Raw genomic sequence first — 12,009 nt, forward strand, 5'->3', positions numbered from 1 at the left:
ATTAAACCTTGCTGTTATGCAAGGACTCACTTGGCGACTGTAAAATCTGGCTACCTGCGGCAACACTATGGGTGAGCCAGACATTGCCACCAATGATCGAGCCTTGACCAATACTGATACGGCCTAAAATGGTTGCTCCTGCATAGATCACCACATGATCTTCAACAATCGGATGGCGTGCATAATCTTTTTTCAAGCCACCGTCATCATTTAGCTCGAAGCGTTTTGCGCCCAGAGTCACCGCCTGATAGATACGGACCTGTTCACCAATGACCGAGGTTTCACCAATCACCACGCCGGTACCATGATCGATAAAGAAGCCTTTTCCGATTTGCGCACCCGGATGGATATCAATCCCGGTGGCTGAATGAGCCAGTTCAGAAATAATCCGGGAGAGCAGCGGTACACTGGGGTAGAGCTGATGGGCAATACGATGGTGAATGATGGCGAAAATGCCCGGATAGCAGAGCAGGACTTCATCAACACTATGCGCTGCCGGATCACCTTCATAAGCTGCACAGACATCGGCATCCAGTAGACGACGAATCTCAGGCAAGGTATTGGCAAAATCCTGTACGATGGTCTGTGCCAAAGCCACCTGCTGCTCATACAGCAGCCTGTCATTGCTTGAGACAGGGATGGCCTTGACGCGACTTTTGGCTTCATAATTCAAAGCCAGCTTGACCTGTGCAAACAGGGCATTCAAGACCCGGTCAAGCGTATAGGCAATATAATAATCTTCTGTTTCCTGGCGCAGCTCACTGGGCCCAAGCCGCATTGGAAACAGGATGCCGCACAGATCATCCAGTATTGATTTAAGCGCCTCTTTGGATGGAAGTTCGCGTCCACCAAATTCCTTGATACGGTGTTGCCGCTCCCGCCATTCATGTCGTGCGTGTTGTAAGCCTTCGACCACCGGCTGTATTTTCCATTGGCTCACGAGAGTTCCTTGCAAAAAGAGGGGTTAAAAAACATCAGGCTTTAAAAGCCGTATCAGTCTTGTAGCCAGGGTAATTGATGAATACGCCAGCCATTGCTCTGATTACGCTGTTGCTGTTCGTTCAGATCGCCTTCAAAACCTTCCAGTACGTTATAAACCTGGGCAAAACCGGCGCTATAGGCTGCGGTTGCTGCCAAAGCCGAGCGTTTACCACTACGGCAGAGCAAGAGAATGATCTGGTCTTTGCCGACTTTGCTATCCAGTTCTTTCAAGAAGCGCGGATTACGGTTGAATGAGGTGCCCGTTGCCCATGCCACATGGATACTTTCAGGTACATAACCGACAAATTTACGTTCTTCATGGGTGCGCACATCTACCAGCACGGCATGGCCGTGTTGCACCAGAAACCAGGCTTCGGCAGGGGGAATACTGCCGGTAAAATCAAGTTCATTGTCTTCTGCATATTGCTGTGCACGTTGCAGGATATCTTGAGGATCATTTGAAGAACCCTGAGCAGGACTGGCAGATTCTGTTGCTGATACAGAATCAAGTTGAGCGTTCATTGTTATAGCCTTTATATACAACAGCGGGATGATTTTTATCTTAGGTTTGTTTTTATCAGCAGGAAAATAATCTATATTTATTTATATATCTGTATTTGATAAATAATGGTTATTTATTAACTTATTCGGAATATGGTTTAAAGAACATTTTAAAATAATTGTGCTTATTATATTTAAATATGAAATTATCAGGATTAAATATTTTACTTTTCAATTAAGCTGAGGAATATTTACCCTGAATATTAATCTGGAAAAAATAAAATGCAAATATAGTCAAATAAACAGGGTGGTGATAAAAACAGCAAACAATGGCCAGTACCTATTCTTATCTCTCAAATGAATAAGTAACTCACTTTTTCTTATTTTTAATCATAAACCCTCACGCATACCATAGGCCCATATTGTTGAAAGATCATTTAAATATGGGCATCAAGAACACCAAGCCGCTAATTGTTACAGCAATCGTCCTTGTGGCGATTGTTGCTTTTATTGTCTATCAAAACCAGAAAGATGCGGCTCCTGCCCAAACAAAAAACAATAAAGCGGTGGTGATTGCCTATCAGACCGGCGTTGATCCGACCAAGGTTGCGCAGGCCAGCGGTGATTATGAACGTGACAGCGGGCAGGCAATCCAGTGGCGCAAATTTGATGCCGGTTCGGATGTGGTTAATGCTTTGGCCTCGGGTGATGTGGTGATTGGCAATATTGGTTCCAGCCCGCTGGCTGCTGCAGCCAGTCGTGATTTACCGATTGAAGTCTTTCTGGTCACAGCAAAATTAGGTGGTTCAGAAGCCCTCGTGGTCAGCAATAAATCCGGCATCAAAAACCCGCAAGACTTGATTGGCAAAACCATTGCGGTGCCGTTTGTTTCGACCACACATTACAGCTTGTTGTCAGCACTCAAGCACTGGAATATTGCCGATAATCAGGTCAAGATCATTAATTTACGTCCACCTGAAATCACGGCTGCCTGGGAGCGTGGTGATATTGATGCCACTTATGTCTGGGAACCTGCATTAAGCAAGGTCAAAGCCAGTGGGCATGTCCTGACTGACTCGAAACAGGTCGGCGAGTGGGGTGCACCAACCTATGATTTATGGGTGGTTCGTAAAGACTTTGCCGAGAAAAATCCAGCGTTCTTGAAAGCTTTTGTGCAGACCAGCCTGCAGCAGATTGAACGCTATAACCAAGATCCGAAAGCATTTGAACAAAATGCCGATCATATCCAGAAAATTGCTCAGCTGACAGGCTCTGATGTGAAAGATATTCCTTTACTGTTATCCGGCAATATTTATCTGAATGGCCAGCAACAACACGCGACTTTAGCGGGTGAGTTTGCCAAAAATATTTTTGATACCGCAACATTCCTAAAAAGCCAGGGCAAGGTCGATCAGGTCAAGCCTGATTATCAAGCCAATGTCACCACCCAGTTCTTACAGCCCTAGGAGATCGACATGAGCGTATTAGCTGCAGAGCATCTTCATTTAACTTTTCCAAAGCAGACGGTGCCTGTGCTTCAGGAGATTAACCTGAAGATTGAAGAAGGCAGCTTGACCGTGATTTTGGGTGAGTCGGGCTGTGGTAAAACAACCTTGCTGAATATCTTGGCCGGCTTTCAACAGCCAAGTTCGGGCCAGATTACCCTGGATCATGAAGTGGTGACGGCACCCGATGCACGCCGTGCAGTGGTGTTTCAGGATCATGCCTTACTGCCTTGGCTGAATGTCTCTGAAAATATCGGTTTTGCTTTACAGCTCAAAGGCTTGAAAGCGCAAGAAATTCAGCAGCAGGTCGATGCAATCCTGAAAATTGTGGGGTTGAGTCATGTGGCTCAAGCCAATATCTGGGAATTGTCAGGCGGCATGAAACAACGTGTCGGTATTGCACGTGCCTTGATCAGCCATGCAGCATTCATTTTGCTGGATGAGCCTTTTGCTGCGCTGGATGCCTTTACCCGTGAAACCATGCAGCAACTGGTGCTGGATTTATGGATTGAACAGAATAAATCGTTTTTCCTGATTACCCATGACATTGAGGAAGCATTGTTGCTCAGCAATCAACTGGTATTGATGACAGCGCGTCCAGGAAAAATCGTCGAGACCTTAAAACTGGATTTTGCTGATCGTTATAAACAGGGTGAGTCGATCCGTGCGATTAAGTCGGATCCACAATTTATCCAGTTACGTGAGCAACTGTTTGAACGCTTACGTGTGCAGAAACAGGCAGGGCATGAGGTGGCTGTATGACGGGACCAGCAGAAAATACCGCATATGACGTGAGCAAAACGCAACAGCTGCAACCGGGCAAAATACCCTCAGCTTCGGTTTTAAATCCGATCGGGGCTTTTGTGGCCCGTCATCGTAGTGTGGTCATCAGCCTTGCCAGCGTATTGAGTGTCTTGGTGATCTGGTATCTGATCACGGCATTAAAAATTGTCCCAAGCCTATTTTTACCAAGTCCACAAGCGGTATGGCAAAAATTTCTTGAAGTCAGCCAGCAAGGCTTTATGAAAGCCACCTTATGGCAGCATCTGGCTGCAAGTATTTCTCGCGTGTTATTGGCATTGCTTGCCGCGATTGCCATTGGCGTGCCTTTAGGCTTGTGGATGGGACTGAATAAATGGGTGCGTGCCGTGCTTGATCCACTGGTTGAGTTATTGCGTCCGATTCCACCACTGGCGTATTTGCCCTTATTGGTGATCTGGTTCGGGATTGGTGAAACCACCAAAGTACTTTTGATTTTCTTTTCAATCCTTGCGCCTGTGATTATCAGCAGTACCCATGGGGTACTGAGCCATCAGCTTAATCGTGAGCGTGCAGCGTTGTCTTTGGGAGCGAGCCAGTCACAGGTGTTCTGGCATGTGATTCTGCCGACAGCTTTACCGCATATTCTGACCGGTATCCGGATTGGACTGGGCGTAGGCTGGTCAACCTTGGTGGCTTCAGAATTGGTCGCGGCAGATCGGGGCATTGGTTTTATGGTGCAGTCGGCAGCGCAGTTCCTGATTACCGATACCGTGGTTCTCGGCATTATCGTAATTGCAATCGTTGCAGTCAGTTTTGAATTGTTTTTGCGTTGGTTACAGAAGCAATTATCTCCTTGGTATGGCCAACAGTTATAAGTGTGAGTAGTAGAAGATGACGTTAAATATTGAAGTTATTAAACCGACCATTGGTGCCATTATTCACGATGTTGATTTAAACACGGCTGATGAACATACTACCCAACAAATTCAACAGGCGTTGCTGGATCATCACGTGATCTTCTTCCGCAACCAGCAGCTTGCTCCTCAGGCACAGGCAGAACTGGCACGTGGTTTTGGTTCCCTGCATATCCATCCGATTTATCCATCGGTAGACAATGTTCCTGAAATCATTGTGCTCGATAGCTGGAAACAGGACTTGCGTGACAATGAACTCTGGCACACTGATGTGACTTTTAGCCAGAAACCGCCATTGGGCTGTGTCTTGCAAGCCATCAAGATTCCACCTGTAGGCGGTGATACGCTTTGGTCAAGTGGTGCGGCGGCATTTGCAGCTCTAGATCAAGACTTGCAGCAAAAGTTAAAAGGTTTAACCGCAACGCATGACATTCGCCAGTCTTTCCCGATTGAACGGTTTGCGCATAATGATGTTGAACGTCAAAAACTGCAAGAAACCTTTAAGCGTAATCCACCTGTGGTGCATCCTGTGGTGAGAACGCATCCGGTCACGGGACAACCGATTTTGTTTGTGAGTGAAGGTTTTACCACACGGATCAATGAGCTGGATGAATCTGAAAGCGCTGAATTGCTAGCGTATTTATTTGCGCATGCGACCAAAGAGCAATTCCATTTGCGTTGGCAGTGGCAGGCAGGTGATGTGGCAATCTGGGATAATCGTTGCACCCAGCATAAGGCTTTATTTGATTATGGTGATGCGCATCGAATTATGCATCGTGCCACGATTAATGGTGATGTGCCGTTTTATCAGGCAGCGAGTTAAGCTTTGATTTTGATGAGAAAGCTTGGGTAAAGTCCCAAGCTTTTTTATTTTACGGTTCGATAGTTTCTGTGGAATCTTACGGAGATCTCATCCTATTTTGGTATAAGCCTTCAGCTGGAGTTACTTTTGTTTCGGCAAAAGTAACCAAAACCATTGTCATCCACAAAACCTGTCTTCTTTCAGCATCTCTTTAAATTAATCGCAGAAATCGCATCTGATTAATCTCACGCAGGTTGTGGCTGACCTGTAGCACCAGTGATTCCTGAGAAAAGTTCTATGTAAAATGGCGGATAGCACCAATTAATCAAAAATTTTCAAAGCGTTATTTAATTAAAATGAGCTTCTTGTTTATAAACCGAAGGCGCTTGTCCGGTCCAGCGTTTAAAGGCACGTCGGAATTCACGTAACTCGCTAAAGCCCAGTTGCAGGCTAATCTCACTCATGGACAGGTTCTGCTGTATTAATTGCTTGGCCTTATACTCCAGTACATTTTGCCGGATTTGCTGAAAACTCAAACCTTCTGCTAATAATTGCCGTCTTAAATGGCGTTCGCTGAGGTGTAACTGTTCTGCGGCCTGCTGCATCTCAAAGCGTTCAGGTAAATGCCGTTCAATCAAATGCTCAACTAACTGTACATAGCCAACCTGATTCAGCCGTTCGATTTCCTGTAAGGCCTGTTCACAGATCTGGATCGCGGTGGCGTAGTTGGCCGGGCTATAATTTTTCAGGTCACGCTGTAACAGGCGACTGTTAAAGCGCATGAGGTTTTTAGCCCTGTTAAACCGGACAGGGCAGCCAAAAATGTTTTCGTACTGTGCCGGATCAGTACTGGGCAAATAGCTGAGTTCCAGACTGATCACATCGGCATGATCGCCCAGCATGGCATTCAAACAGGTAATGATGCTGCTAAATAATTCATCATGGAAAAAGGCTTTCAGGTCATTACACGCATGTGGGTCAGTGACTTCCAGTTCGCAAACATCTCCCGAAACCGAAAATCCGAGCATCAGTACACTGCCAGAAATCTGGTGATAGCGAAGTGCTATATCCAAAGCATCGGCCACGGTTTTACATGATTGCATGGCAAAGCCCAGAATCCCCATCGAAATCAGGCCTTCACTGCTGCCCAGCTTGAGGCCAAGGTCAGGCTGTTGATAGGTAGAGATGGCTTGCCGGACGACCTCGCAGAGCTGGCCAAAACCCACCATACTGCGGGTGTGCTGCAACTGCGCAATGTTCAGGCCGGCATGCTGGAACCATGCCGCATAATCCCAATGCTGCTGTTCTGCATAGTGAATCAGGCTGGCCAGAATCGTTGGTGGAATCAATGGCTGCCGGATATGTTTATCGCTATTGTGTTTAGGCATAAGTCCGTTTTGCCCCCCAGAGAAAAGTGCCTTTAACCCTGTCGGGTATCGCATAATTTTGATTAACTTTCAACATGCTTTAAGGCCATTAAAAAAAGAATCGAAAAAAGGATGTTGTGATGTATCAGGTGGGCTGGGATAAACAGCAAATCAAAATTACCCCGAAAGGCTATGCCATGTTTGGCTATGGGCAATGGTCACACCGGGCTTATCGGCAAAGAACTGCTTTATATGCGCGTAGTGTCAGTATGGTCGATCAGCACAGCAACCGGTTGCTGATCTGCTGTCTGGATCTGGGCTGTATTACCCATGCCATACGCAGCCAAACTGTAGCGCAACTTACACAAATTCTAGATTCGCAATTTGATGAAAATCAACTGCTTCTCATGGCCACCCACACTCATTCCGGGCCCGGCGGTTGTGCCCATGAAGCACTCTACAATATACCGACACCGGGTTTTGTACCTGAACATTTAACAGCCATTGTGGAGGCGATTGTACAAAGTATTCAAAATGCGATGGCGTCTGAACAAGACACTGAAATATTGATTGGTACCCAAGCTTTTCCAGCACAGACACCTGTGGCATGGAATCGTTCAATCAAAGCCTATAATCGTAATCCAGAAGTTCAGCCACGGACAGAAGCTGCAACGCATCTGGCCTTGAATCGTGAAATGCAACTGATTGGTTTCTATCGGGAACAAAAGCTCCAGTCCTTTATTTCCTTATTCGGGGTACATGCAACCTGTCTGGGAAATTCTTTAAACGCCTATGGTGGCGATAATAAAGGTTATGCGGCTGCATTTTCCGAGCAGGCTTTAACTGAGCAAGGGGTTCAAAATCCAGTGACAATTTTTGCCCAAGCTACTGCAGGGGACGTATCGCCGCATTTTCATGGCAAAGACCAGCTCAAGATTCGCAACAAGATCAAAGGCGAGCAGCAATACCAGTACGCACAGCAAAATGGCCGTTATCAAAGTGATCTGGCTTTGACGGCCTTACAACAGCAAATGTCTGCAAATCTGAAAAATGTTGAAGGTGAAATCGATGCTGTTTTGTCCTATGTCGATCTTGGCAATATCGAGATTCCGGCTGCATTGGCTTATGGACAGGCTGGTGCAAGAACCAGTCAGCCTTGTCATGGCACCGCATTTTTTGCAGGTACGCCCGTCGATGGAGCCGGTGCGCCAAAACCGCTGATTAAAGGTTTGCAATTTTTGGCTGGTCAGCTGCGTAAACACAAGCTGAAAAATCCTGCTGCGGCCGACTTTATGGCTTATCAGCAACTATACGCTTCTCAAGGGCCGAAACAGATCGTACTGGAAGCGGGGGCCAAAAAGATTTTAGGCCAGCCGATTGGTTTTGCGCCGGGTATGCTTGACCCATTAATTGCCGAGATGAAGCGTCAGGTAAACGCAGGCGCAATTGAGCAGAGCCCTTTAGTCCCGAGCGTGGTTCCCTTGCAGATTATACGACTGGGCACGTTAGCGCTGGTCTGTTGTCCTGGAGAATTTACCACCATCGCAGGGCAGCGTGTTGTAGATATAGTTCAACAGACACTTGCTGCACAGGCTGCAACTGAAAATGTCTGGTTCGCATCCTACTGCAATGATTATATGGGTTATGTCACCACCTATGAAGAATATCAGGAGCAGGCGTATGAGGGAGGACATACCTTATTTGGTCAATGGACACTGGCTGCCTGTCAGAGCAAATTCAAAGAGTTAGCAGAACAATTATTACTGGAAAAAAACAAACGTCATTACGATGCAATGACGCGACCACAAGCGATTTCCGCACAGGAACTCACAAAACGTACTAATCATGGCAATGTAAAAACGGCCGTTAGCCAGGGAGAGGCAGTATGAGTGATCTAAAACAAGGCATCTGGTCAAACTGGTCCGGTTTTCAACAATCCAAACCGCAACAGATTTTACATCCTGCCAATATTCAAGAACTACAGAGCATCGTTGCTCAGCAACAAAAAATACGCGTGATCGGTGCAGGGCATTCTTTTACGCCGTTGGTGTGTAGTGATGCCACCTTGTTGTCTTTAGATCATATTGCCGGCATTGCCTCGACCGATGCCGGACTTTGCCAGAGCAGTATTTATGCCGGTACCCGCCTGTTTGACCTTGACCGGCTTTTACAGCAGCAGTCCATCAATCAGGCCTTGATCAATCAGGGCGATATTGACCAGCAAAGTCTGGCAGGGGCGGTCTCTACCGGTACACATGGCACAGGTGCAGACTTACACTGTATTTCCGGCTATGTCGAAGCTTTTGAGCTGTTGACGGCTTCGGGTGAAATACTCAAATGTAGCCGTAGCGAAAATCTCGAGATTTTTGCCGCAGGACGGGTGTCTTTAGGAAGTCTGGGCATCCTGACCCGGATCACCATGCAGAATCGTCCCCGTTATAAACTGAAAGAACATATCCGGCTCTGTCCGGTAGAAGAGATGCAGCAGAATATTCAGCAATGGAAACATCAGCATCGGCATATTGAGTGCTTTGTATTTTCCCATGAAAAACAGTTAATGCTCAAAACTCTAGAGGAAACCGAGGACGAAATTTTGCCACGCAAGCAAAATTTCCCGTCTGACGATACGCTGTTAACCCTGTGTTCCGAGTTGACCAGAAGCTTTCCTGCACTGAATCCTTATTTACAGAAGCTGTTGGGCATTTTTGTTAAACCAACCACCTATGTGGACTGGTCGAGTAACATATTTCCAACGCCGCGTAATACCAAGTTCAATGAAATGGAGTATCAGATTCCTGTCGATCAGGGGTTAGCCTGTCTGGATGAGGTCTTGCATGCATTAAGAAAGTATAAGGTTGCGACCTTTTTTCCACTCGAATTTCGTTTTGTGAAAGGTGATGAGATTTGGCTCAGTCCGTTTTATCAGCAAGATTCCATTTCAATTTCAGTGCATCAATACCACAAACAAGACCCGAAGTTGATTTTTGAGGTGGTGGAACCGATCTTGCAGAAATATCGGGGACGTCCGCATTGGGGGAAAATGCATACCCTGACAGCGGCTCAATTACGGACTTTATATCCAAACTGGGATGATTTTATGGTTTTGCGTCAGCAGCTTGACCCGAAAGCCAAGTTTTTAAATCCCTATCTGGAAAAGCTGTTTTTAGGTTAGTTTTAACTTGGTCTGATTTAAATGTTTATTGAATTTATTGAAAAATAATTAACTTAATGGAGTCTTGCCGAGTTTTTGTCCATTTTAGGATAAGCCACTTCGTCTTGCGCTTCACTAAAGCTTTAGTCGCTTTGGCTTGCTCAGGCTCGCCTTACTTTGGTTTCGCCCTGAGAAGTGTTTGAAGCTTTGTAAGAGCAAAGGCATTGTCATCTACATGAGGAGCGACTAGCTCTGCAAGGTAGTTCAGCTTTATTTCGCTTTGCCAAAGCTTTAGCTGCTTTGGCTTGCTCAGGTTGTATATAACGTTTCCTCATATCGGATGGTTTTTTAGGATCACGATTAAATAAAAAAGGTATAGCCATGTTGGATCATTATTTTAAGCAACTCAATCTGGACCTGAAAAAACAGGGGATTGCGACCCCGCAACTGATCGTCGATGAAGCCGCGTTAAAACAAAATATCCAGCATGTTCAGATTCGGCTTGCTCACGCCAAACATCTAAAAGCACGTTTGGTGGTAAAGTCATTAGCCAGTCTGGATTTACTCAAGTTGTTATCTGAACAGATCAACACCCAGCGCTTTATGGTGTTCCATCAACCACATATTATTTCGATATTAGAAAATTTTGCCGAAGCCGATATTTTACTGGGCAAACCGATGCCGGCTCAGGCTGTACGCCATTTTTTTGAACAACATGCAGCATGGTCAAATGCCAATATTCAGTGGCTGGTAGATACCCAGCAACGTGTGCAGCAATATCTTGAGATTGCCCAGACCCATTCGTGTTGTCTAAAGCTGAATATCGAGATTGATGTCGGTTTACATCGTGGCGGGGTACAGTCGACACAACAGCTGATCGAAATATTAAAGCTGATTGAGCAAAATCCACAGTATTTAAAACTCGCCGGTTTGATGGGTTATGATGCGCATGTCACCAAAATCCCTGCCATTATTAAAAAACCTGAACTGGCTTATCACAGCTCCCAGCAGACTTATGCGCATTATCAGCAGCTGATTCAAAAACAGTTCCCAACCTTGTGGAGTGAGGCGCTGTGTTTTAATGGCGGTGGTAGTCCAACCTTTAGTTTTCATACCACAGCAAGTGTCTGCAATGACCTGTCTTTTGGTTCAATGTTGTTAAAACCTAGTGATTTTGACAGTGATTTTTTACAGGCATTACAACCTGCATTATGGATCGCTGCACCTGTGCTCAAAGTCTTGCCATTTACCCAACTGCCTTCGATGTCGTTACTAGATAAATTACCGCATAAATGCAAGGCACTTTTTATTTATGGCGGCTACTGGCTGGCCGATTATGTTTATCCTGATCAGTGTCATACCCATGTCTTGTATGGGCGCAGCAGTAATCAGGAGCTGGTCAATGTACCGAAGAATTGTGATATTCAGGTCGATGATTTTGTGTTTTTAAGACCCACACAGAGTGAGGCGATTATTTCTCAATTTTCAGAGTTAAAACTGTATCGAACACATGCTTTTGAGACATGGCAGACTTTTAGTGAGTGACGATGGAGCCCAAGCTTTGCTCATCAATATTCGAGCTAAAAACTTGCCATGTACCCGCAGCTTTAAAATAAATCGGCCAAATGACAGCTTTTTGCTTCAGTCAGGTTTTCAATGGAATCGACCAATAGAATATTGATATCTTTTTCACTTTTATAGGCTGCGATCACTTCTGCATAAATCGGCTGTTTTAGTTTGGTGGCGTTGGAGAGAAAACCTGATACCACCTTTTCCTTAGACCAGTCGGCATCTTTTAACACATATTCATTTTGCGCAATATCACATCGCGTTAACATGGCTTTATTATCCTGAATAGTTAAGGTGCCTATAAAAATATCCATGCTCTCTTTGGGATCAGGCGAATTGGCAAAAGTTGTGAAAGGAAAAAATAAGCCAGATATACATATTGCAAAGACAAAAGTGTTTTTTTTCATTGGATTTTCCTGAAGATGACATTCATTATTAAAATAATGCTTTGAGATTT

At 45.4% G+C, this 12,009-nt stretch carries 11 protein-coding genes; 7 read left to right on the forward strand and 4 right to left on the reverse strand.

Features of this window, described 5'->3' with window-relative positions; translation table 11 throughout:
- Position 1: 1 nt before the first annotated feature.
- Positions 2-940 (reverse strand): serine O-acetyltransferase EpsC, encoded by a 939-nt coding sequence (gene epsC, locus OC23_RS12995; RefSeq protein ID WP_038345290.1) that lies wholly within the window; start codon positions 938-940, stop codon positions 2-4.
- A gap of 53 nt (positions 941-993) precedes the next feature.
- Entirely contained in the window at positions 994-1,503 is a 510-nt protein-coding gene (locus tag OC23_RS13000) for a rhodanese-like domain-containing protein (RefSeq protein ID WP_038345291.1), read from the reverse strand.
- Between the two features lie 404 nt (positions 1,504-1,907).
- Between OC23_RS13000 and tauA the strand changes: the two genes are divergently transcribed.
- Genes tauA through tauD form a run of 4 tightly spaced genes read left to right on the forward strand, consistent with a single transcriptional unit; the run spans position 1,908 to position 5,486 of the window.
- The gene (gene tauA, locus OC23_RS13005) at positions 1,908-2,948 is read left to right on the forward strand and encodes a taurine ABC transporter substrate-binding protein (protein ID WP_171194793.1); all 1,041 of its coding nucleotides are present in this window, start codon (positions 1,908-1,910) and stop codon (positions 2,946-2,948) included.
- Between the two features lie 9 nt (positions 2,949-2,957).
- Complete coding sequence (locus tag OC23_RS13010) at positions 2,958-3,749, forward strand: taurine ABC transporter ATP-binding protein (protein WP_038345293.1); 792 nt, start codon at positions 2,958-2,960, stop codon at positions 3,747-3,749.
- The gene (tauC, locus tag OC23_RS13015) at positions 3,746-4,624 is read left to right on the forward strand and encodes a taurine ABC transporter permease TauC (protein WP_038345294.1); all 879 of its coding nucleotides are present in this window, start codon (positions 3,746-3,748) and stop codon (positions 4,622-4,624) included. The genes OC23_RS13010 and tauC overlap by 4 nt, the downstream gene beginning before the upstream one ends.
- A gap of 16 nt (positions 4,625-4,640) precedes the next feature.
- Positions 4,641-5,486, forward strand: coding sequence for a taurine dioxygenase (gene tauD, locus OC23_RS13020; RefSeq protein WP_038345296.1), 846 nt, complete (start codon positions 4,641-4,643; stop codon positions 5,484-5,486).
- Positions 5,487-5,812: 326 nt separating this feature from the next.
- Here tauD and OC23_RS13025 read toward each other — a convergent pair whose 3' ends face one another.
- Entirely contained in the window at positions 5,813-6,907 is a 1,095-nt protein-coding gene (locus OC23_RS13025; RefSeq protein ID WP_038345298.1) for an AraC family transcriptional regulator, read from the reverse strand.
- Positions 6,908-6,972: 65 nt separating this feature from the next.
- Here OC23_RS13025 and OC23_RS13030 point away from each other — a divergent pair, with 65 nt between their 5' ends.
- The 3 genes from OC23_RS13030 to OC23_RS13040 all read left to right on the forward strand — a co-directional run bounded on the left by OC23_RS13030 (position 6,973) and on the right by OC23_RS13040 (position 11,528).
- Positions 6,973-8,721, forward strand: a complete 1,749-nt coding sequence (locus tag OC23_RS13030; RefSeq protein WP_038345299.1) for a neutral/alkaline non-lysosomal ceramidase N-terminal domain-containing protein — start codon at positions 6,973-6,975, stop codon at positions 8,719-8,721.
- On the forward strand, positions 8,718-10,004 hold the full coding sequence (locus OC23_RS13035) for a D-arabinono-1,4-lactone oxidase (RefSeq protein WP_038345300.1): 1,287 nt from the start codon (positions 8,718-8,720) through the stop codon (positions 10,002-10,004). The genes OC23_RS13030 and OC23_RS13035 overlap by 4 nt, the downstream gene beginning before the upstream one ends.
- Before the next feature lie 360 nt (positions 10,005-10,364).
- Positions 10,365-11,528 (forward strand): alanine racemase, encoded by a 1,164-nt coding sequence (locus tag OC23_RS13040; RefSeq protein ID WP_038345301.1) that lies wholly within the window; start codon positions 10,365-10,367, stop codon positions 11,526-11,528.
- 62 nt (positions 11,529-11,590) lie between these two features.
- Here the strand turns inward: OC23_RS13040 and OC23_RS13045 are convergent, their stop codons facing one another.
- Positions 11,591-11,959: a hypothetical protein gene (locus OC23_RS13045; protein ID WP_038345302.1), complete on the reverse strand. Its 369-nt coding sequence runs from the start codon at positions 11,957-11,959 to the stop codon at positions 11,591-11,593.
- Positions 11,960-12,009: the final 50 nt, after the last annotated feature.

The sequence above is a fragment of the Acinetobacter sp. A47 genome, from assembly GCF_000805455.1.
GTDB lineage: Bacteria > Pseudomonadota > Gammaproteobacteria > Pseudomonadales > Moraxellaceae > Acinetobacter.